Here is a 23,493-nt window from a genome sequence, read left to right as displayed (position 1 = left end):
CGGGAGCGTTCAGCCCTCTTTGTGGATCTCCACCGAATGTGGGTAGGGGATTGAGACGCCCTTCGCATCGAAGGCTTCTTTCACAGCTTTAGTCAGTTCGAATTTCACATCCCAATAGTCCGCCGCTGCGCACCACAGACGTGCGGTCAGATCGACCGAACTGTCACCGAGATTGGTCACACGCACCCAAGGCTCGGGGTCTTTGTGAATACGCGCATCCGCGTTCGCCACGTCCAGAATGATCTTCATCGCTTCATCCGCACTGTCGCCATAGTCGATCCCGAACACCAGATCCACACGGCGCGTGTCATGTGCCGAGTAGTTGGTGATGATCGACCCCCAGGATTGCCCGTTTGGCACGATGATCTGCACATTGTCCGGCGTCACCAATTCGGTCGTGAACAGGTTGAGGTCTTTCACTGTCCCGGCTGTCCCGCCGATATCGACAAACTGGCCCAGTTTATACGGACGGAACACGACCAGCATCACACCAGCTGCCAGGTCGCTGAGTGTCCCTTGCAGCGCCAGACCAATCGCCAGAGACGCGGCACCCAGAATGGCCACGATGCTTGTTGCCTGGATCCCGAAAATCCCGAGAACAGCAACCAGAACCATCGCCAGGATCGCCCATTTGACAAGGCTGGCCATGAAGTTCCCTAGTGTCGGGTCGATCTGCGGCGTTGCGTTGATGCGCCGCCGCACCATGCCAGCGATTGCTCCAGCAACGATCCAGCCCAAAATCAGTACGATCAGCGCCTTGACCGCGCTCATGATCAGAGGCGCAAAAGCACCCACCTGTGTTGCAACTTCATCCACGCGCATTTCCTTTCTCAAACATCAATCCCGCGGCTTTCGCGCGGGACTCGCTGAATTGTGAGTGAAAAACGCAAATCGGTCTAGGTGCGAGTTTCGGCAGTTTTCCCCATTGTTCGCCAGCAAACAACGGGTGACCTACACTGCACAGCTTGGGGGGCTGACAAATACACGACTCCGTGCCTAACTCGAATGGAACTGCCCGAACAGGAGCTTTCGCATGCTGGACACCGCCTCTTTCCCGATCATGGCCAAATGGCCGCCGCAACACCCCGATCGCCTTCAGCTTTATTCCTTCCCGACACCCAACGGGGTCAAAGCCTCGATCATGCTGGAAGAAACCGGCCTGCCTTATGAGGCGCACAAGGTTACCCTGGCCGATGCCGATGTCAAAAGCCCCGAGTTTCTGTCGCTAAACCCCAACAACAAGATCCCCGCGATCATTGACCCCAATGGCCCGGATAGCACCCCCATTGGCGTGTTCGAGAGTGGCGCGATCCTGCTCTATCTGGCCGAGAAAACCGGGCAATTCATTGGCCAATCCGCCACCGACAAGCATCGCATCACGCAATGGCTGATGTTCCAGATGGGTGGCCTTGGGCCGATGCTCGGACAATTGGGCTTTTTCTACAAATTCGCCGGCAGCGAGATCGAAGACCCCCGCCCGCGCGAGCGCTATATCAACGAAGCCAAGCGCCTGCTAAACGTCCTAAACCAGGAACTCGAGGGTCAGGACTGGATCGCCGGAGACTACTCGATCGCCGATATGGCCATCGCACCCTGGCTGCGCGGGCTGGATTTCTATGGCGCTAAAGAGGTCGTTGGGTGGGATGACCACGCCAATCTCACCGCCTATCTAGATCGGTTCCTTGACCGCCCCGCCGTGCAAAAAGGCTTGGTGACACCCGCCCGCGATTGACACCAAAAGGGCTTGCGACCATCCCGGCGCGCAAGCCCTTTTGGCAACCTAGCCCGGCAGTGCGCCGGTCAGAACATAGCGCAGGATCTCCACCACCTGGCGCGGTTCCTCCGCAACTGCCAGCGCGGCGGCATCGACCTCTTTCAACGCGTGCTGATGATCGGGGCCGTGCAGCACAATGATCGACTTGCCCAACGCAGCCGCGTAGCCTGCGTCAAAGGCAGCGTTCCACTGCTTGTATTTGTCACCGAACCGGACAACCACAACATCCGCATCCGAGATTCCCTTACGCGTCCGGATCGCGTTCACCATCGCTCCCTTGTGGTCGTGCCAATACTTGTTCGGCTCTGCGCCCAAGACGGCGACACCACAATCATCACTGGCCGCGTGATCGGTCACTGGGCTACTGAACGTGACATCCAGCCCCTCAGCACCCGAAATGATCTGCTCGCGCCAATCGGTGTGAATCTCACCAGAAAGATAAACTTTCAACATCTTGCGTTTCCTCCCATGAAAAAGGGGCGCATTCGCCCCTTCATCTTTCTAAAAATCTTGTGACCGAGGGTGGATCACCCTTAGCCGCGCAGAACGCCGCCTGTGGCTTTTGACACCTTGGCAATGATCTTGTCTGCCACGGCCTCGATATCCTTTTCCTTCAACGTCGCCTCTTTTGGCTGCAAACGCACAGTGATGGCCAGAGATTTCTTGCCCTCACCCAGGCTACCTCCGATGAACTCATCAAAAACGCGAACGTCTTCGATCAGGGCCTTATCGGCCCCCGCCGCAGCATTCACCAAGGTCAGAGCTTCGACAGTATCGTCAACCACAAAGGCAAAGTCACGCTCGACCGCTTGTAGATCGCGCAGTTCCAGCGCGGCGCGGGTTGCGCCTGATTTGCGCGGCAGAGGCACCTCATCCGGCCAGATGGTGAACGCCATTGCCGGACCCTTGATATCCATCGCCTGAAGGATGCGCGGGTGCAACTCACCAAACACGCCCAGAACCTTTTTCGGGCCGAGGCAGATCTTGCCGTGACGACCCGGATGCCACCAGGCGTCACCGTCGCGCAGGATCTGAACCTTGGCGGGTGCGCCGATCGCGGCCAGAACCGCCTCGGCATCCGCTTTGGCATCAAAAAGATCAACCGGGCGGGACGCGCCGTGGACGTCTTTGGGACCGTTACGGCCAACCAGCAAGCCGGAAATCTGTGTCTTCTGATCACCCGGCTCGCCGTCATGGAAGACCGGGCCGACCTCGAACAAGGCCACGTCGGCATAGCCGCGCGCCTGATTGCGCGCCGCCGCTTGCAGCAGGCTGGGTAGCAGATCGGGGCGCATATGACTCATCTCGGACGAGATCGGGTTTTCCAGACGCGTCGCGTCATCTCCGCCGCCAAACAGCGCGGCCGAGGCCTGATCGATGAAGGTATATGAGACGCATTCGTTATACCCCAACGCGGCACAGGTACGTCGCGCCATCGACTGACGACGCTGTGTCGGGGTCATTACGGGCTTGGGAATGCCATCGGTCACGCGCGGCAAGGGCTTGCCCTGCAGCTTAGTCAAAGACGCGATCCGCGCGACCTCTTCCACCAGATCGGCCTCACCCATGACATCTGGACGCCAGCTGGGCACATGCGCCATCTCGCCTTCCAGACGGAAGCCCAGACGCGTCAGGGTCTGGCGCTGCTCGCTTTCGGGAATATCCATCCCGACCAGAGACTGCACACGCGCCGCGTCCAGCTTGTAGGCGCGCGCATGGTTCGGAGCCCTGCCGGCCTCAACCACTTTGGAAACCTCACCGCCGCAGATATCCAGGATCATCTGCGTCGCCTGCTCCAACCCTTCCAGCGTGTATTCCGGATCGATCCCACGCTCGAACCGATAGCGCGCGTCCGAGTTGATCTTGAGCGCACGACCGGTCAGTGCGATTTGCACGTGATCCCAGAACGCGCTTTCGAGGAAGACGTTCACGGTCTCGTCAGTACAACCAGTTTCCTCACCGCCCATGATACCGGCGATGGATTCAGGCCCGTTGTCGTCCGAGATCACCATCATGCCGGGTTGCAGCGTGTATTCTTTCTCATCCAGCGCCACCAGTTTCTCACCGCCCTTGGCACGGTGAACGCGCAGGTTGCCCTGTACCTTGTCCGCGTCAAACACGTGCAGCGGGCGGTTCTGGTCGTAGGTCATGTAGTTTGTGATATCGACTAGGGCCGAGATCGGACGCAGACCAATTGCCTTCAACTGATCCTGCAACCACTGCGGGCTGGGACCATTCTTCACGCCACGGATCAGACGGCCGGTGAAATGCGGCGCGCCGTCCAGCGTATCCTCGTCAATTGTCACTTTGATTGGGCTGTCGAAATCGCCCGGCACTGGCGCATAGGCGCGCTTTTTCAGCGTGCCAACGCCGCGCGCAGCCAGATCCCGCGCAATACCTGCAACTCCCAACGCATCCGGGCGGTTCGGGGTGATCGCAATCTCGATCATCGGGTCGACTTTCGAGGGTTCATTCTCGGCCAGCCAGTCGACGAACGTGTCGCCAACCTCACCCGAAGGCAGTTCGATGATGCCGTCATGTTCATCCGACAGCTCCAGCTCGCGCTCCGAGGCCATCATGCCAAAGCTCTCAACGCCCCGGATCTTGCCGACGCTGATGGTGATATCCAGACCGGGGATATACATGCCCGGCTTGCAGACAACGACCGTAATGCCTTCGCGCGCGTTTGGGGCGCCGCAGATGATCTGCAAATCGCCCTCATCCGTCGCCACCGTGCAGACGCGCAGTTTGTCGGCGTCGGGGTGTTTCTCGGCATGTTTCACATGGCCTAGCGTAAAGCCCGCCAGACGGTCCGCCGGGTTCACGACCTCTTCGACCTCAAGGCCAAGATCGGTCAGCGCCTCAGTGATCTCATCAACCGACGCATCGGTGTCGAGGTGGTCTTTCAGCCAGGACAGAGTGAATTTCATTGCTCGGGGCCTTTTTTGGCAGATATCCAGTCGGCACAGGCAATGGCAAAGATTGCGCCAAGGTGCAAGCGCTGCAGGTCACGGATAGGTGGGGGTGCGGCCCAAAAGCTCGTCCAATTGCCGCCCGATCCAGCCATGGGGGATGAAATGCCCGCCGGGATGGGTATCCAGCACCACCTGCCCCTGCGCGCAATCGGTCCATTCCACCCGGCTGAGGGTCAGGATCGGCACCACGCTCCAATCCCCGCGCGGGGTGGCATTGTGGCAGTCGTATTTCGCGCGCCACAGGGCCACCGGATAGGTCGTGTCGCCATTCTCGCCATAGGGAAAATCCATCACCGTATCGCTGAGACCATGCACATGGCGCGCCTCCCGCGGGCCTTCCGGGCAGTCCTCGGTCTGGCGAATGCTGCCCGCAACGGCCAGCAGGGCGGCGACGTCATTGCCTGACTGGCAGACATAGCGCCACGCCATCGCGCCGCCGAAAGAATAGCCCGAGACATAGATGCGTTCGGGATCAATCGGATAGCGCTTGGCCACATCCTCCAAAACCCGGTCGGCGAAGGGCACGTCGCCGGTGTCCGAGGTCCAGAAATCCCAGCTTTTACCCAACCCGTTCGGGGCCACCAGCAGCACGCCCCGCAGCTTGGTCGCGCCCGCAATCCGCTGATGGTTCACCACCACGGTCCCCTGCCGCGCCCAGCCGTGGAAATGCAGCAACACCGGCAGAGGTGTTTCGCCGTCCCACCCCTCAGGCTCCAGCACATGGTACGAGCGGTCGCCGACCTCACAGGCCGTATCGGCATGACAATCGGATTTCCAAGGCCCCATGGCGAGTGCCGGGGTTGCGGTAAGCAGCAGAAGAAGCAGTCGATAGATCATAGGCCGGAGCCTAGCCGCCTGATGCCAACTGTCACGTCACAACACTGTGGGAAGCTGTAACAAGCCGCGCTTTGGGCTTTAGTCTGCTTAATCGCTACCTGCACTTTTTTAATCTGCTCTAGTTCTTCGCGCTCTTGCCGAAATTGGATTCCATAACGGACGTACCCGACCAACAGACCAGGATAGACAAAAACAATAAGCGCAAAGCCTAGTAGCGCTAAGGTGATCTCAAACGCTGGCATGGTGGGGGCCAAAGACAACACGACAGGACCAATAAATAAAGCTAAGACCCACCGCACCGGAGCGCTCGTTATTCGCTCACTCCACCAATCGAAGTAGCGAGCCAGATAAACGCCCAGCGGATACACTTACCGCGACAAACCACCATGCAGGTTCGGCATATCCAGCGCCGCAAAGCCATAGTGCCGCAACCAGCGCAGGTCAGAATCAAAGAACGCCCGCAAATCCGGAATGCCATATTTCAGCATCGCCAGACGGTCGATCCCAATCCCGAACGCAAAGCCTTGGTAGATCTCTGGATCAATCCCACCAGCAGCGATCACCTTGGGGTGGACCATGCCGGAGCCGAGGATCTCCATCCAGTCGTCACCCTCGCCGATCTTCAGCTGGCCGTTATCCCAGGAACAGCGAATATCGACCTCGGCCGAAGGTTCGGTGAAGGGGAAGTGCGAGGCGCGGAAGCGCAGTTCGACATCGTCGACCTCAAAGAAGGCCTTCACGAACTCCTCCAAAACCCATTTCAGGTTCGCCATCGAAATGTCTTTGTCGATGGCCAGCCCCTCGACCTGATGGAACATCGGCGTATGGGTCTGGTCATAGTCGGCACGGTACACACCGCCCGGACAGATCACGCGGATCGGCGCGCCCTGCTTCTCCATCGAGCGGATCTGCACCGGAGAGGTATGCGTCCGCAGCACATGCGGCGGGCGATCATCGCCCTCGCCACGATGCATGTAGAACGTGTCCATCTCGGCCCGCGCGGGGTGGTGACCGGGGATGTTCAGCGCGTCAAAGTTATACCAGTCGTCCTCGATCCGAGGACCTTCAGCCACGGCAAAGCCCAGTTCGGCAAAAATCGCGGTCAGTTCCTCGGTCGCCTGGCTGATCGGATGAATCGAGCCCTCACGGCGCGCGCGGGTCGGCAGGGTGACGTCCAGCCATTCGGTGCGCAGACGCTCATCCAGCGCAGCATCGGCTAGAGCAGCCTTTTTAGCGACCAGCGCCGAGTTGATCTCATCCTTCAGGGCGTTCAGCGCCGGGCCTGCGACCTGACGTTCTTCGGGCGTCATCTTGCCCAGCTCGCGCATCTTCAGCGCGACCTCGCCTTTTTTGCCCACGGCAGCGACGCGGATCGCCTCAAGCGCGTTCTCGTCGCCGGCCTCGGCGATTTGGCCCAGATATTTTGCCTTAAGATCGTCCATGACGCCCTCTGAATTTGGTCGCCAACCTGCTATCGGGCCAGCCCCGCGAATGCAAGCGGGACCGGGTGGATCAATAGCTGTATTCGGGGAAAATCCGGGTCAGGTCGCCGTTCCAGTCGCCATTGTAGTGTTCCAGCAACTCATCGGCGGGCACCTTGCCGCTGTCGATGCTTTCCTTCAACGCGTTCAGGAAATGCGTTTCATCCGGGACCAGACCGCCAGCACCGGGGAAAGCACGGGCTTTCAGACCGGCCTCGGAGATCGCCACGACCTCACGCGCCAGATCGTGCATGTTGATGTCGCCGACCTGGGCCTGCAGGCCTTTGACCGCCGCCTGAACACGCAATTCCTCGCGGGTTTCAGCATCCCAGGTTTTGACCAGATCCCACGCCGCATCCAACGCGGTTTGGTCATAGGTCAGGCCCACCCAGAAGGCCGGCAGCGCGCACAGACGACGCCACGGGCCACCATCGGCACCGCGCATCTCCATGAATTTCTTGATCCGTGCTTCAGGGAAGGCCGTGGTCAGGTGGTCGGCCCAATCGGACAGGGTCGGTGTCTCACCCGGCAGCGCGGGTAGCTCGCCCTTCAGGAAGTCGCGGAAGGACATGCCCAGCGCGTTGATATACTGGCCGTCGCGATAGACAAAATACATCGGCACATCGAGCGCGTATTGAACGTAGCGCTCGAACCCGAAGCCCTCTTCGAACACGAAAGGCAGCATGCCGGTGCGCGCATCGTCCAGATGCCGCCAGATGTGGCTGCGCCAGCTTTTCTGGCCGTTCACCTTGCCCTCAAAGAATGGCGAATTGGCAAACAGTGCCGTCGCCACCGGTTGCAGCGCCAGCGCCACGCGCAGTTTCTGCACCATGTCGGCCTCAGACCCAAAGTCGATATTGACCTGAACCGTGCATGTCCGGCGCATCATGGCACGGCCCATGGTGCCGACTTCTTCCATGTAGTCGTTCATCAACCGATAGCGCCCCTTGGGCATCAGCGGCATCTCTTCGTGGGTCCAGATCGGAGCAGCGCCCAGACCGATGAAGCCCACGCCGATCTCGTCGGCGATATCCTTCACCTCGCGCAGGTGGGTGTTCACCTCATCGCAGGTCTCGTGGATCGTCTCGAGCGGAGCGCCCGACAGTTCCAGCGCGCCGCCAGGTTCAAGGCTGACATTCGCGCCGTCTTTTTCAAGACCGATCAGGTGGCCCGCTTCGCGCACCTCGGCCCAGCCATGGCGGTCGCGTAACCCTTCAAGCACCGCAACAATGGACCGTTTGCCTTCGAAAGGCAGCGGTTTGAGGGTGTCTTTGCAATAGCCGAACTTCTCATGCTCGGTCCCGATACGCCAATCGGCCTTGGGCTTGCAGCCCGATTCCAGATATTCGGCCAATTGCTCGTGGCGCTCGATCGGACCGCCGCCGGACTGAGGGATGGACATGAACCGATCTCCGATCCTGATGTGTCTGTCTTATCGGTCAGTCCTGAGCGCAAACCGCGCCAGTGTCAATGCAGCCGAAGGTGGGCCGGGCGCGAGGAGGTTTTTTCCCAGATCACCACCGGATGGCGCGACCCGCCGTGGAGTTCGGCCAGCATCTGTTGCGTTTTCAACCCCGGTAGTGCTGAGAACACATCGAACAGCGCCTCGGCCCCTTCTGCATTCACAGGAATGTGAAGCGTTGGTTGCCCCGGTTGGTCCAGCACCCAATGCGCCGGGCTTGAAGTCGGATCAAGCGCGAGTCGCTCAATCTCGCGCGTTGCCACCATGCCGCCATCCAGCGGGCCGAGATAGGTGATCTGCCCCTCATCGACGCTGACGACGCCCTGCCCGCCTGCACCGGTGCGAAAGCGGGCACGCTGCACGCCGATCACGGTCAGAGCGACTGCGACGGCCACCAGTACCCAGCCCAGAACGCCCAGCAGACCGCCGGGTCCACTGACCCAGCTGAGGCCCAGAACCAAAACAAAACCGGCAGCGACAACCTCGCGCCAGCGCCAGAGGGCCAATTTGGCTTCGGGTCGAATGAAACTCATATCGGTGTTCCTGTTTCAGCGCTTGGACGTGTTGGGCAATCCCCAGCCCCCTCAAAATCGGGCCAAGCGGCGCATAGTTCAAGAGGGGGTTTCGTTTCCCGGACTAATCCCGGAAGGCGCGGTCTTTGACACGGATTACCGGTTTGGTCAGGTACTCCAGCACCGTCTTCGGCTCGGACAGCATATCGACCTGCGCGACCATGCCCGGGATCACCTCCAGTTTTTGCCCATCCGCATCGGTCAGAGAGCCGTCCAACTGGATCTCGACCACATAGACCGAGGTTTCCCCATCCGGGGCCAGAATCGTATCCGCGCCGATCCGTGTCACCCGCCCATCCAGCGCGCCATAGCGCGAAGCATCATAGGCCGTGATACGGACCTTCACATCCTGATCGGGCCGGATGAAAGCGATGTCATCGGGGGCCACGTAGGCCTCGACCGTGACGGTGTCGCCAAAGGGCACGATCTCGGCCACGGTCTGGCCTTGCTGCGCCACTCCGCCCAGCGTCGAGATCAGCACCTGATTGACCTCCCCGCGCGCCGGGGCACGGATTTCCGCCCGCGCCAATCGGGCCTGCAGCGCGGGAATACGCGTTTCAAGCGCGGCGAGCCCGGCCTGAGTTTCGGTCAATTCCCTATTCGCGATGGAGCGAAACTCCCGCTTGCGGGCAACGATCTGGCTGTCGATCTCGGTCAGGGCAGCCTGCGCCATCAGGATGCGGTTTCCGGCGTCACTCAACTGCCCGTTCTGGCGGCTGAGTTCCCGGCGCAGGTCGATCATGGCGATGGGGCTTTCGATCCGACGCTCGACCAGAGGCTGGATCACGCCGATCTCTTCCTCCAGCAGGCCGATGGTCTCATTGTTCACATCCTTGCTGATCCGGGCGGCCTCGATCTCGGCCAACTTGATCTCGCGCCGGGCGTCCAGAACCTCAAGATCGGCGGTCAGATGCGCTTCCATGGCCAGGAACAGATCCCGTTCCGCGTCGAGCAGTTTCCCCTCGACGCCCTCACGATCAGGCATGTCGAACGGCTCTCCGGCAATCTGCGCCTCAAGCCGGGCGCGGCGCAGGCGCAGGGCAGTGGCCTCGGATACGGCGGTGTCCAGTTCGGCCCGCAACAGCGCGGGGTCGAACCTCATAAGGACATCCCCGGCCTCAACCGTGTCGCCGACGCGGATGTTGATCTCGGTAATGGTGCCGGTTTCCGCCGCCTGAACCACCTGCACAAGCTGCGAAGGCACCACGCGCGCCTCGGCCCGCGTTACATCGTCGATCTCGGTGAAATAGGCCCAGGTCAGCACAACGGCCAGCAAGGTCACGACCGACAGCAGGATCAGGCCACCGGCGGCACCACGCCTGCCGCGCAGCTCACGCGCTGTTGCGGTGAAATCTGCCCCGGCCATCCTTACGCCTCCTTCACGGCGCGTGCCGCCGGGCGGTTGCGGACCAGCATATCGTCCTTGCTGCCGTCATAGGTGACTTTGCCGCCGTTCAGAACAATCACCCGGTCCACCAGTTGCAACAGGCTGGTTCTGTGCGTCACCAGCACCAGCGTCCGGTCCTCCGACAGCCAGCCTTTCAGGTTTTCGATCACCTGCGATTCCGTCTGCACATCCATGCCCGAGGTCGGCTCGTCCATCACAAGCGTCGGCGGATCGCCGATTAGCGCCCGCGCGATGGCCACCGCCTGACGCTGCCCGCCGGACACACCTGCGCCGCCCTCATGCACCTGCATGTCATAGCCATGTGGATGCGCCGCCGCGATCCGATCGGCCAGCGAGATGGCGGCCTTGCTATGAGCCTCATCATCCGTCACACCAAACCGCCCGGCGATGATGTTTTCGCGCAACGTGCCCGAGAACAGCCAGCAATCCTGCAACACCGCCCCGATATTGCGCGTCTTGTCCGCAGGATCCACGGCGCGTGCATCCAGACCGTCCAGCAGAACCGCGCCGTCATCGGGTTCGTAGAGGCCCAGAATAAGGCGCGCCAGAGTGCTTTTGCCCGACCCAACAGGGCCGAGAATGGCAACCTTCTCACCGGGCTTGATGGACAGGTCGATATCCTTGAGGATCGAACCCAACGCCTCATCATAGGCAAAGCTGACGCCTTTGAATTCGATCTGCCCCGCGATCGTGCGGCGCGACAGATAGCGGCGACCGGCCTCACGCTCGACCTCCTGCTGCATCAGCGCGTCGATCTGGCCATAGGCGACCCGCGCCTGATTCAGCCGCGTTAGCACCTGTGCCAATTGCGACAGGGGGGCCAATGTCTTGCCCGTCAGGATCACACAGGCGATCAGCGCGCCCATCGAGATCACCCCGTCCCGTATCAGGAAAACGCCATAGAACACGATGGCGACCTGCGCGATCTGCTGCACCAGAAGCGTCAGGTTCACCGTGCCCTGAGACACCAACCGCGTCTTGCCGGAACTGTCCGCTTGCGCCCGCACCGTATCGTCCCAGCGAGCGCGCATGACCGGTTCCGCTCCGGTGGTCTTGAGCGTCTCCATCCCCGTCAGGGTTTCCATCAGAACCGATTGTTTGGTCTGCCCATCAACACTGGATTCGCGCGCATAGCGGCTGAGGAACGGCTGCGCCAGCAGGCCGGACAGCAGAGTAATCGGCACCGCAATCGCCGGGACCAGCGCCAGCGGGCCGCCGATGGCCCAAATCACCCCGATAAACACCAGCAGGAACGGCAGATCGACCAGCGCGACCAGAGAGGCCGAGGTGAAGAAATCCCGCACCACCTCAAAATCCCGCAGGATTGAGGCCATGCGCCCGTTCTGCCCGCCCCGCGCCTTCATCTTCAGCGCCATGAGTTGGTTGAAGAGACGCTCGGCAATCTTCATATCCGCGCGCTTTCCGGCCGTATCGATAAAGCGCGACCGCAGGTTCTTGATCAAAAAGTCGAACAGCAGCGCGAACCCGACCCCGGCGACCAGCGCCAACAGGCTGTCCACGGCCTCATTCGGCAGGATGCGGTCATAGACAACCATCGTGAACAATGAGGTCGCCAGCCCCAGAATACTGGTCACCATCGCCGCCAGGATGATCTGAACATACACGCCACGCAGATCGCTGAACGCCGACCAGAACCAATGGCCTTGCGGGGTCGTTCGATCCTCGTCCGAGCGGCGGGCGCGTGAGGCGCGCAGGATCCAGCGCGCTTTGGCAATGCGCTTTTCCTTGCGCCGCCAGATCTGAGGCTCAGCGGATCCGCTGCTGGCATCTATGACAAGAAAGCGGTCCTTGTCTTCGCGGTCGAGCACCACAAACGGCACCCCATCCGCATCGAAAGCCAGGACCGGGAACAGGATCGGGTCGAGCTTGAGCAAGCGTGCCTTACCAAAATCAGCCTTGTAGCCCGCCGCTTCAAGCGCGCTAACCGCGTCTTTGACCGCGTAAGCCTCACTGCTGCTTTTGAAAACGCGAAACAGATCCGCTTCGGACAGCCCGTGGCCCAACCGCTCTGTCAAAAGCTGAAGATGGGTGATCAGCGGGTCTGTGGCGGTTGGGGTCATGGGAATATCACAAGGTTGGATCAGTCGGTTGTGCGACGCCCAGCGCATCCAGAATATCGCCTGTCACCGCAAGCACCGCATATTCAGCCCGGCGCGCCTGTGCCTCAAGCTGGATGACCCGGACCTGAGCCAGGTTCAGCTCGCGCAGAGCATCCAGAATCTGCACGATGGTCGACCGTCCGATGTTGAACTGCCCCCGCGCTGCATCAAGTGCCTGTTCGTTGATCTCGACCGCACGGCGGGCCGTCGCAAGTCGTCGCTGGATCGAGTTCGTCTCTTCTAGAGCCTGAGACAGATTGCGCTGCAATTCGCGGCGCAGCTCTTCTGCATCGGCCTCACTTTGCTGCAGATTGGCCCTTGCCGTTTCCACATTGGCGCGGGCCGAGCCACCCTGATAGATCGGGACATTCACACCCAGACGGGCCTGCGCCCCATTGTCGATACTGCCTTCGTTGAAGTCGGTCTCAAGGATCGCGGACAGGGTCGGGCGCGTCGCGCGCTCGGCCACGACAACCTCTTGCTGGCGTACCTCACTGACGGCGACCTGTGTTCGTAGTCGCGGGCTGCGTTCGACCATAGCCTGCGAGGTTGTGCCCGCCAGAACCGGTGCCGGAGGGATGGTTGGAATGGCACTCGGGCGGCTGCCGAACACTTCGATCCAGGTGGCGGTTGCCAGTTCGACATCTGTTTCGGCCTGCGCCAGCTCGGTTTCTGCATTGGACTGGCGGCCCTGACCCGCCAGCAGATCCGCCACCGATCCGGCACCGGCATCGAACCGGGATTGCAAATCGCTGACCAACGCCTCGGTGCGTTCAAGGTTTTGTCGGGCCTGATCTTCAAGACGACGGTTGCGGTCAAGGTCAATGATGGCCTCAATCGCCTCAAAGCTCTGAGCGCTCAGCTCTGACAGCTCGCTCAACCAGGTCTGACGCGCCTCGATCTGGCGCAGCCCGACACGGCCTGAAACCTTGCCGCCGTCATAGATGATCTGGCTCAGCCTCAGGATCGGAACCGTATCCCCGTCAGAGGTCAGAGAGGTTTCGGCGTTTAGCTGGGGTCGGAACGCACCCCTTTCGGCCTCGATCCGGGATTGCGAGGCCAGAACATTGGCGGTTCCAGCCGCAGTCGTCGGCGACGTGGCGACAGATCTGCGCACCAGTTCGGCAAAGTCCGTGCGCGCGACGCTACCCTTCAGGTTGCTTTGCGCCGCCGCAGGCTGCGCGGCGGGTTCGGCTGCAGGGTCGAACGAATGCGTGCCCTGCAAATCCTCACTGCACCCCGCCAAAACAAGTGTGGTCATCACAACCGACAACCAAGTCTTCATGGTGCCAACGCTCCTGGTTTTAGTTCAGCGCCGTCCAGAAGATCATCGGTCAATGCATCCAGAAAGGCGCGGTCTTCTTCTCGCGTTACAGGAGTATTTTGCGGTTGGGAAGCAACCTCGGGCCTTGCCGTTCTTTTTAAATGCGTGCGTGACAATAACTGCGCATATGCCGCCCCCAGCGCACCGGATTTCGCAAGTTCAGACAGGGTATCTGCTGGCAGAGCGCGCAGGGCGTCCTCATCCGTTTGGAACAGCTGGCCCGTGTCACTGGCTTGCTGCGGGGTCGGTTGCAGAATACCCGCCTCATGCAACGCAGCACCGATTTTACGCAGCGCATCCAAGCCTTTGACAAAACGAGAGAACGCGTTGGCAACCGGCTCTAACCTCGGGTGCAATTGCGCACCATCGTAAATCGGGTGCCCGGTTTCGCCGATACAGTCAGGGTCTTGCCAGATGCCAAGCACGAAACTGTCCGCGTCCGATAGAAGGGTGAACGGATACATGCGTAGCAAGAACGGCACATGGTTGAATTTCAGCCCGGCGTCCGAACGCAAGGGCGCAAGCGCGTACCACTTGCCGTTGGCCTGCGCAAAATACCAGGGCATCTCAAGCGTTACCGAGGACAGTTCCGACGCCCCGACCAGAACCGAGGGCACATGATCAAGTAAACCGAAATCGGAAGGACTGCGCCAGTGTAAACCGGCGCAGTCCTTGTGTGTCAGGGGTCGCGGCGTGATCGCGACGGGTGAAGTCATGGGCACCCTCCGGGGTGTTAAACCAGCTCGGACGCGGGTGGCAGATCGATCTCAGAATATTGCAGGAAGCCGTCGATATTGTACCCGCCAAGGTTGCTGCCCGAAAGCCCGCTGACATCCGCATTCGTGAAGCTCGCGATGGTGTCGCCCAGCGTATAGTTCGCCCCCGGTGCGCCACCTTCGATCAGATCCTGCAACACCGCGTTGCCGCTTTGATCGAAGAACAGAGCGTATTCGCCCGGTCCAATCGGATCAAATGTTGCCGCAATCGAGTCCAGATCCCCCTGATTGGTCGCATCGTCGACCTCCCAAGCGATCGAGAACACCGCCAGATCTTCTTCGACCACAATGCGGTCACCGGAATCTTCGCTATCGGTGAAGCGGAAGCCGTTGATCACATTGGTACCCGAGTCGGCTGGGTCGATATAGATGAATGCACGGTCATCTGCTGGGGTGCTTCCCGCGATATCAACCGTGTCATCGCCACCCCCGAGGATGATGGCTGCGTTGCCGCCACCGTTGAAGGTCACGGCATCATCGCCGCCGCCCGCCTCAATCCAATGATCGACGCCTTCGATACGGATATCCTGCGCCGCATCGTCTGCGACAACGATTAGATCACGATTTCCGATGCCGAGCGAGTAGTCGATCGCCCCTTCATTCGTGGCGCTGTCGAGCATTGCAGCAAAGTCTGCAAACGGAATTCCAAGATCCGTCAGTGACCAAACCGGGCTGCCATCCAAAGTCAGGGTAGCTGCGTCGACCGTGCCGGACAGAACCTCGTTGCCGGGCGTACCTGACAAGGACAACCCGCTGCCAGTGACCGACAAGGCGTAGTTTTCCGCCGCACCAACTTCGAAGAATGTGAACTCGGTCGTCGATTGCGTCTGCAGGAACTCGGTGATGTCCGACGCGATAAGAGCAAGGTTCCCCGCGCCAGCGACTGTCAGCGTGGCCGGATTGTTCATCCGCCCGGGTGTCAGCGACAGAAGCTCCTCCGCGATCGAGTTTTCAAGGTCCTGTGCGCGCCATCCGACCAGTGTGACAGAGTCGTCAGGGCTGAGGTTGAAGCGCAGGGACGGCTGACCGTCGAAGATGACATCCTCATAGTCCGGCAGCCCGAATTCAAAGGCACCACTCCGAGCTTGTAGTTGATCGACGTCGATATCGAAATTGTAGACGACATCATGACCCTCACCCACAATGAAGATGTCCTCGGACGCACCGCCCGTATAGGTGTCTACACCGCCGCGCCCTTCGAGGACCGAGCCGGTATCGGCCGCCGTCAGTGTGTCGTCGCCGGTACGTGAGCCGCGAACTTCTTCCACATTCGACAGGGTGTGAGTAAATGCCTGACCGTCCCATGTACCGGTCGCGATCCCTGTTGCGAGGTTCACGGTCACGCCAGTCGTTACGTCGCCACGATCATATCGCACGACGTCATATCCGCCTGCCGCATCCAGAATATCAGTACCAGCGCCCAAAATGAAACGTTCGTCTCTGTCAGAACCTGTCACGTTGTCACTTTCGTCAAATGTCCGCAGTTCAATCCGGCCACCCGAGCCTGTCACGTTCAGGTCAATGGACCCACCGGCAAAGGTGATGTCGCCCGTATCGAGGTTTGCTGTCGTCGCGCCACCGCCAGTATCAATACGGATTATGCCCGAGTTCAGATTGGCGTTAATGGTGTCATTGCCGCCCGCATAAAATGCTCCGAACCACGAGAAACCGCTGCCCTGAGTGATGTTGATCGTGTCATCCCCAGAGGTGCTGGAGATCCCCAGGCCAAAGGCTTCGCCGGCTGCAAGCGGATCGGTAATGGTATCCACGCCATCGCCGCCCTTGTTGACCACACCATTGTTGTTGGCAAAATCAACGAAGGCCTCGATCGGTCCGGTCAGTCCGCCATAGCGCAGCTCGACAAAGCTCTCACTGTCCACGTTTGACAGAAAAAACTCATCATCCCCGGGAGAGCCGTTGATAACGTCATCTCCATCCCCGCTGGAGAGCGGGTTGATGAAGTCATTGCCGTCTGTCCCGTCGATAACGTCCGGACCGTCTGTTCCGATGATCGGATTGACCGCAAAGCGATCCGCGTATTCCTGCTGGAAGTTAGCAACCGTCCAGTCTTCGAACAGGATCGTCGCGCCATCCGGCAGGGTAATCCTGACATCATCGCCGATCTGCTCGGCGTTTTGCACGGCCAGAGCGACCTCTTCATCTGTGGCAGTGTTGTCCAGTTCGATGTCGTCGATCCCGGCCTCAAAGTCGCGAATGATGTCATTACCACGTCCAACGATGAACAAGTCTTCGCCAGCGTTGCCCTGCAACGTATCATCACCCTCGCCGCCGATGAGGATATCCTCACCCGCACCGCCAGTGATCGTGTCATTGCCACCGCGACCATCCAGGAACGCGTCCGTATCCGCCGCTGTCAGGGTGTCATCTCCTGTCCGAGAACCGCGCACCGCTTCGACATTGGACAAGCTGTGTTCAAAAGCCTGACCATCCCACAAGCCGGTCGCGATCCCGGTGGCAAGGTTCACGGTCACACCCGTCGTCACATCACCACGGTCATAGCGCACGGTGTCAAAACCTGCGCCACCATCAAGCGTGTCGGTCCCTGCACCCAAAATGAAACGCTCATCCGCGTCCGAACCGGTGATGAAATCGTCTTCGTCAAATGTCCGCAGCTCTATCCGACCGCCAGAGCCTGTCGCATTCAATTGGATGCTTCCGCTAGCAAAGCTGATCAGGCCAGTCGAAAGATCGGCCGTGGTCGCCTCACCACTTGTATCGACACGGACGATACCTTCGTTCAGGCTGGCATTGATCACGTCATTGCCACCGGCATAAACAATCCCAGCCCACGAAAAGCCAGTACCCTGCGTGATATTGTAGGTGTCATTGCCAGCGGTTCCGACAAGACCGATACCAAGAGATTCCCCGGTTGTGTTGGGGTTGGTCAGCGAGTCGAACCCGTCCGCGCCCTTGTCGACAAAGCCCGTATTGTTGGCATAGTCGATCGAGGCCGTGATCGGGCCGTCTAGCACTGAATAATTCAGCTCGACAAAGCTTTCACCACCCGAGTTCGAGAAGTCGATCTCATCATCTCCAGTCGAGGCGTTGATGAGGTCAAACCCATCATCATTGCCCTGCGGGTCGATGAAGTCGTCACCAGCGGTGCCGTCCAGAACATCATCACCAAACGTGCCGATAATGTCGGAACCCCCACCTGCATTTTCGGCCTGTAGCTCGGCAACCGTCCAGCCCTCCAGCCGGAGCGTTGCGCCGGTCGAGGCGAAAGTAACCACCACCGCATCGCCATCTTGCACCGCCGCCGCAACAGCAGCGTCAATTTCAGCCTCGGTATAGGCAGGGTCTAGCTCGATTGTGTCGATGGCGTCGCCCTGATAGTCCTGAATGGTGTCGTTGCCACGTCCGACAAAGAACGTATCCGCTCCATCACCACCGATCAGCAGATCATCGCCAGCACCGCCGACGAGCGTATCGTCGCCGCCGCGCCCCTCAAGCCGCGAGCCGGTATCAGCCGCCGTCAGCATGTCGTCGCCCGTGCGTGAACCGCGCACGCGCTCAACGTTAGACAGACTATGGGTAAAGGCCTGACCGTCCCAAATACCGGTTGCGACCCCGGTTTGCAGGTTGACTGTCACACCATCGGTCACGACAGCACGGTCATAGCGCACAAGGTCGAACCCACCGCCCGCATCCAGCGTGTCAGTGCCTGCGCCCAGAATGAAACGCTCATCCGCGTCAGAGCCAGTCACACTGTCATCACCGTCGCCGGTTTCCAGCTCAATCTGACCGCCGGAACCGGATACGTTCAGATCAATCGAGCCGCTTGCGAAAGTGATATCGCCCGTGGTCAGATCCGCCGTGACATCTTCATCCGCAGGGTCCTTGGTCACTGCGTTCACACGTACAATGCCGGTGTCCAATGTCACGTTGACAGTGTCATCACCGCCTTCGTAGAAGATGCCCGCCCATGTCTCGACACCGTCCTGAACGACAGTAAATGTGTCGTCGCCCTGCGTCCCAACAAGGCCGATCCCGAACGCCTCACCCGGAGTTTCGGGGCTGATCAGCGTGTCGGTACCATCAGCGCCTTTGTCCACCGAGCCCGTGTTGTTGGCATAGTCCAGTGTCACGTCGATCGGGCCGTCCAGCGCGGCGTAGTTCAACTCAACAAAGCTGGTGCCGCCGGATGTGCTCAGGTCGATCTCATCATCTCCCAGAGAGCCGTTGATGATATCGAGACCACCAGCCTCGCCATCATTGCCTTCGGGGTTGATCGTGTCGTCACCGGGTGTGCCCGACAGCTCATCATCGCCGTTGGTGCCGGTGATCGTCTGACCAACCGCACCCACCAGAACCGACCGATCTGTTGCCACGCTGGTATTGCCCAGCGCATCTACGGCGACCGCAGTGACCTGGAAATTCGAGGTTGGAACATCCGCAGCGGCGAAAGTAACCGAGAAATCACCATTCACGTCAGCCGTCGCCTGCTCGGAGTCCGCGCCGATTGTGACGGTGACGGTGCTGAACGCCTCGGCCGTGCCCGAGATGACCAGATCATCGGCTTGCTCGGACGGGTCGATGAAATTGTCACCAGCGACCGCGTCCAGAAGCGGCGCGTCAGGTGCGGTTACGTCAACCGAGAAACCGCCGCCATCAACCGACCCGCTGGACAGAGAGGTCGGCGGCAGAGTTGCCACGGCAGACACCGAATAGTCGCCGCTGGAGTCCGGCAGATCTGCCTCAGCGAAGGTCACACTCCAGCTGCCATCGGGGTCAACGACGGCCTGCTGATCCTGACCATCGATCGTTACGGTGACGGTGCTGCCCAAACGGCCCATGCCAGATACCACCAGCCCGGCGGCCAGTTCGGTCGGGCCAAACGTGCCCGAGACCGGGGTGATTGTGGGCGTCAGGGTCGAAATCGGCTCAACCGTCACGGCCTGAGTGGCCTCGTCACCGGTATTGCCTGCCGCGTCCGTGGCCGTTGCGCTGACCGAGAAATCCGCGTCCGGTACATCCGCCGCTGCAAAGGTTACCGAGAACACGCCACCATCGTCGGCGACGGTGGTTTCCACGACCCCGTTGATCTCTACCTCTACCGAGGCGAAGGCCTCGGCGGTGCCGATGATGGTCAGGTCTCCGCCCTGCTCTTCCAGGTCCAGAGCGTTGTCGCCCGCGACGCTGTCAATCACCGGCGCATCGGGCGCGGTCACATCGACCGAGAACCCGCCGCCATCAACCGATCCGCTGGTGAACGCGGTTGGAGGCAAGGTCGCCACGGCAGACACCGCGTAGTCGCCCGTCGTCGCAGGCAGGTCTGCCTCGGCGAAGGTGACGCTCCAGTTGCCGTCGCCGTCCACGACGGCCTCCTGATCCTCAGCATCAATCGTCACGGTGACCGTGCTGCCAGCGCGGCCTGTCCCGGTGACCGTCAGGCCGGCTGCCAAATCGTCCGCACCCAGGACACCCGAGACCGGATCAACGGTCGGGGTCAGGGCCGAGACCGGCTCGACCGAGATCGCCTGCGTCGCCGAGGCGCTGGCATTGCCCAGATCATCCGACGCCACAGCGCTGATGGAGAAGTCCGAGGTCGGAACGTCAGCGGCATCGAAGGTGACGCTGAACACGCCGCCCAAACCGGCCACATCTGTCAGGGTGACGCCCCCGATTGTGACCTCAACCGTCGCGCCTTCATCGGTGGTGCCGGTCACGGTCAGGGCCGAGCCGCTTTCCTCCAGTTCAATGGCGTTGTTGCCTGCGACCGCATCCAGAACAGGCGCGGCTGCGGCGTCCAGATCGACCGAGAACCCACCGCCCGAGACCGAACCGCTGGAGAAGGACGTGCCTGCCAAGGTTGCCGTAGCAGAGACCGAATAGTCCCCCGTCGCGTCCGGCAAATCGGCCTCTGCAAAGGTGGTTGTCCAGTTGCCGTCGCCATCGACGGTTGCGTCCTGCGTGACGCCGTCAATATCCACGGTCACGGTGCTGCCCGCGCGGCCCGTACCGGACACCACCAGCCCTGCGGCCAGTTCGGTTGGGCCAAACGTGCCCGAAACCGGCGTGATTGTGGGCGTCAGGGCCGAGACCGGCTCGACCGTGACGGGTTGCGTCGCCGCGCTGCTTTCATTGCCCAGCGGGTCCGTCGCCGTGGCGCTTACCGAGAAATCGGCGCTGGGCACATCCGCCGTGTCAAAAGTGACCGAGAACGCGCCGCCCGCATCCGCAACCACAGTTTCAACCACGCCGTTGACGGTGACCTCAACTGTCGCGCCTGCCTCGGCAGTACCGGTGATGGTCAAGTCAGCGCCCTGCTCCTCAAGCTCCAGCGCATTGTCGCCCGCTACGGTGTCGATCGACGGTGCATCGGGGGCTGTCAAATCAACCGAAAACCCTCCGCCATCAACCGGCCCGCTGGTGAACGAGGTCGGCGGCAGGGTCGCCACGGCAGAAACAGAATAGTCGCCACTTGAATCCGGCAGATCTGCCTCGGCAAATGTAGCGCTCCACGTACCGCCACCGCCAACGGTTGTGCTCTGATCCTCGCCGTCGATGGACACTGTGATTGTGCTGCCTGCGCGGCCTGTGCCGGTGACCGTCAGGCCCGATGCCAGTTCCGCAGACCCCAGCGTGCCCGAGACCGGATCAATGGTCGGGTCCAGATTCGCCTCAGGCTCGACCGTAACGCCACGATCAGCAGCGGGGCTGGTGTTGCCCAGGCTGTCAGCCGCATCGGCGCTGATGGTAAAGTCATCAGCGGGAATGTCGCTGGCATCAAAGGTGACACTGAACGAGCCATCTGCGGCGGCCGTATCCGTCAGAATCACCCCGCCGATTGTCACGGAAACAGTTGCGCCCACCTCGGCGGTGCCTGACACTGTCAGGTCCGACTCGCGTTCTTCCAATTCCAGAGCGTCGTCGCTGGACACAGTATCTACGACAGGTGCCGCCGGTGGCGTAAGGTCAACATCAAAGCTGCCCCCCGAGACCGCCGGAACTGTGAACACAGACGAGCCCAAAGGCGCGGCGGCGACCTCAACCGTATAAGCCCCGCTTGCTGTGGGGAAATCAGCGGCGACAAATGTGAGCAGCCAATTGCCTGCACCATCAACTGTCGTAGTTCGGCTGACATCAACTGTCGCGTCATCGCCATCGCTGAAGGTCACCCGGACAAGACTACCGGGGCGACCAGTGCCCGATACGACCGGGGCGCTATCCAGATTTGACGGGCCGTAAGTACCCAAGAAATCCTCAGACGCAACAACTGGTTGCAGTGGAACAATTGCGTCAGCCTCGTCAGCTAGATCAGCAGGGTCAGTCGTGACGATATCACCGGATTCCACCAGATCGACAAGCGTCCCCTGCGCAACTTCCTGGTTGGCCACGATCTCGTTTTGCAGGCCATCAAGATCACCGGGGTCAGCGTTTGCTACGGCTTCATCAATGTTCTCGTTCAGGGCCTGAACACCATTCGCGATCGCGCTGGCCTCATCAGATTCAACTTCGGCCTCTTCCAGCGCTTCGGCAATCGCATCTGCGTCGCTCAGAACCGCCGATGGATCAGGATCCCCGGAGCCAGCTGCCGCGTCCAGCAACTGTTGTGCGAGCGATGCGGCCACGGCCTCGGAGGCGTCCGAACTGCCTTGGGCGTCATCCTGCGTTGCAGCCGCCGCCGAGATGATTGCGGCAACCTGAGCGGCCGCCGCAAAAGCTGCTGCATCCGAGGGGTCGCTGGCGTTTTCAATCTCTTCGACCGGGTCAAGTTCCAGCAGGTTGGTATCGCTGCCCAAACCCAGCGCGGCGGCCAGTTGCTCATTCGCTTCAGCTGCGGTCAGTGGCGTGTCGCTGTCGGCGCTGGCTTCGACAAGGCTCTGGACAAGTGTGGTCAGCGGGGTGATGACGGTTGAACCCGCCGGGGCAGTCAGAGTGCCCGTGAACGCTTGGCCCGTCGAGGAATCCGTACCACCAATCGACACGATCTTGGCCGTCGGGTTGGAGGGATCCAAGGTGATCGAATAGTTGCCCTGCGCATCGGTGGTTGTATTTGGCTCACCTGCGTCAAAAATCGCGTTGCCGTTCAAATCCTGAAAGACGGTGGCGTTGACCAGATAGCCATCAACAACCGTACCCGTGGTAGGGGCGGTTGTCGATCCCGAGCCACCTCCAACGCTGCTGCCACCGCCGCCTCCGCCACCACCGGCGGCTCCGGCCAAGGCAAGCCCTCCGCCGACTGCGGCCAGCGTTCCCCCGGACACACCTCCACCCGCGGCTGCGGCTTCTGTCATCTGCAGCGCGACCGCCTCAGAGACCAGAACCTCGCTGCCAGACACGGTGAAGCTACCCGCAGGCAGGCGCATGACAGCCCCGTTTTCCAGCGTGACCTCGGCGGTTCCATCGGGCAGAACCTCAATGGACTTCACACCGTCCAATGTACGCAGAGACACGTCCGATGATTGCGCTTGGGCTGACTCTGTACTCAGCAACACAAGGATCAGCGCGGCACCACCCGCAGCCAGCTTCGCGGCTGATTTTGCCGCCAGTTGCTTGAGAAAGTCGCCACGCCCCTTGGTATCGGTGGGAACCCGCACGGGTTGCGCCAACGATGCAGGCAGCGTTTTAATGGACTGGTCGAATTCGGCTGAGACACCGCGCAGCTCAACGGTAGATAGAGAGAACGAAGGCGTGCGGGCCAGACGGCCTGTCAATTGCGACTGCATATTCATGTGAGAGGTGGCTCCATCGAAAATACTGGTAAAGCGGGGCCAAAAACGGACCCCGACTATTCGTC

Annotated in this window: 13 protein-coding genes; 1 reads left to right on the top strand and 12 read right to left on the bottom strand. The window is 60.7% G+C overall.

The window, feature by feature from the left end; genetic code table 11:
* Positions 1-9 precede the first annotated feature (9 nt).
* Positions 10-822 carry a mechanosensitive ion channel family protein gene (locus ACR0J4_RS06715; protein ID WP_247748119.1) on the bottom strand — a complete coding sequence of 271 codons (813 nt, stop codon included), beginning with the start codon at positions 820-822 and terminating at the stop codon, positions 10-12.
* 211 nt (positions 823-1,033) lie between these two features.
* On the opposite strand from ACR0J4_RS06715, the gene ACR0J4_RS06710 reads away from it, so the two are divergent.
* The gene (locus ACR0J4_RS06710) at positions 1,034-1,732 is read left to right on the top strand and encodes a glutathione S-transferase N-terminal domain-containing protein (protein ID WP_170469198.1); all 699 of its coding nucleotides are present in this window, start codon (positions 1,034-1,036) and stop codon (positions 1,730-1,732) included.
* A gap of 48 nt (positions 1,733-1,780) precedes the next feature.
* Here ACR0J4_RS06710 and ACR0J4_RS06705 read toward each other — a convergent pair whose 3' ends face one another.
* From ACR0J4_RS06705 to ACR0J4_RS06655, 11 genes are all read right to left on the bottom strand, one after another.
* Complete coding sequence (locus tag ACR0J4_RS06705; protein ID WP_170379140.1) at positions 1,781-2,227, bottom strand: YtoQ family protein; 447 nt, start codon at positions 2,225-2,227, stop codon at positions 1,781-1,783.
* 80 nt (positions 2,228-2,307) lie between these two features.
* On the bottom strand, positions 2,308-4,704 hold the full coding sequence (gene pheT / locus ACR0J4_RS06700; protein WP_170642727.1) for a phenylalanine--tRNA ligase subunit beta: 2,397 nt from the start codon (positions 4,702-4,704) through the stop codon (positions 2,308-2,310).
* Positions 4,705-4,782: 78 nt separating this feature from the next.
* The gene (locus ACR0J4_RS06695) at positions 4,783-5,586 is read right to left on the bottom strand and encodes a prolyl oligopeptidase family serine peptidase (protein WP_170553787.1); all 804 of its coding nucleotides are present in this window, start codon (positions 5,584-5,586) and stop codon (positions 4,783-4,785) included.
* A gap of 368 nt (positions 5,587-5,954) precedes the next feature.
* Positions 5,955-7,028, bottom strand: a complete 1,074-nt coding sequence (gene pheS / locus ACR0J4_RS06690) for a phenylalanine--tRNA ligase subunit alpha (protein WP_170642726.1) — start codon at positions 7,026-7,028, stop codon at positions 5,955-5,957.
* A gap of 70 nt (positions 7,029-7,098) precedes the next feature.
* A complete protein-coding gene (locus ACR0J4_RS06685) occupies positions 7,099-8,469 on the bottom strand; it encodes a glutamate--cysteine ligase (RefSeq protein WP_170642725.1) in 1,371 nt (456 codons plus the stop codon).
* Positions 8,470-8,534: 65 nt separating this feature from the next.
* The gene (locus ACR0J4_RS06680) at positions 8,535-9,062 is read right to left on the bottom strand and encodes a hypothetical protein (RefSeq protein WP_170481003.1); all 528 of its coding nucleotides are present in this window, start codon (positions 9,060-9,062) and stop codon (positions 8,535-8,537) included.
* Between the two features lie 103 nt (positions 9,063-9,165).
* Complete coding sequence (locus ACR0J4_RS06675; protein WP_170553796.1) at positions 9,166-10,467, bottom strand: HlyD family type I secretion periplasmic adaptor subunit; 1,302 nt, start codon at positions 10,465-10,467, stop codon at positions 9,166-9,168.
* Between the two features lie 2 nt (positions 10,468-10,469).
* Positions 10,470-12,590 (bottom strand): type I secretion system permease/ATPase, encoded by a 2,121-nt coding sequence (locus ACR0J4_RS06670; protein ID WP_170642724.1) that lies wholly within the window; start codon positions 12,588-12,590, stop codon positions 10,470-10,472.
* Positions 12,591-12,597: 7 nt separating this feature from the next.
* Entirely contained in the window at positions 12,598-13,914 is a 1,317-nt protein-coding gene (locus ACR0J4_RS06665; RefSeq protein ID WP_170747350.1) for a TolC family protein, read from the bottom strand.
* Positions 13,911-14,669 (bottom strand): SapC family protein, encoded by a 759-nt coding sequence (locus tag ACR0J4_RS06660; protein ID WP_170642722.1) that lies wholly within the window; start codon positions 14,667-14,669, stop codon positions 13,911-13,913. The genes ACR0J4_RS06665 and ACR0J4_RS06660 overlap by 4 nt, the downstream gene beginning before the upstream one ends.
* Positions 14,670-14,686: 17 nt before the next feature.
* Positions 14,687-23,422, bottom strand: coding sequence for an Ig-like domain-containing protein (locus tag ACR0J4_RS06655; RefSeq protein ID WP_170642721.1), 8,736 nt, complete (start codon positions 23,420-23,422; stop codon positions 14,687-14,689).
* Positions 23,423-23,493: the final 71 nt, after the last annotated feature.

The sequence above is a fragment of the Ruegeria sp. B10 genome (genome assembly GCF_056539825.1).
This window is presented reverse-complemented; position numbering and strand designations above follow the sequence as displayed.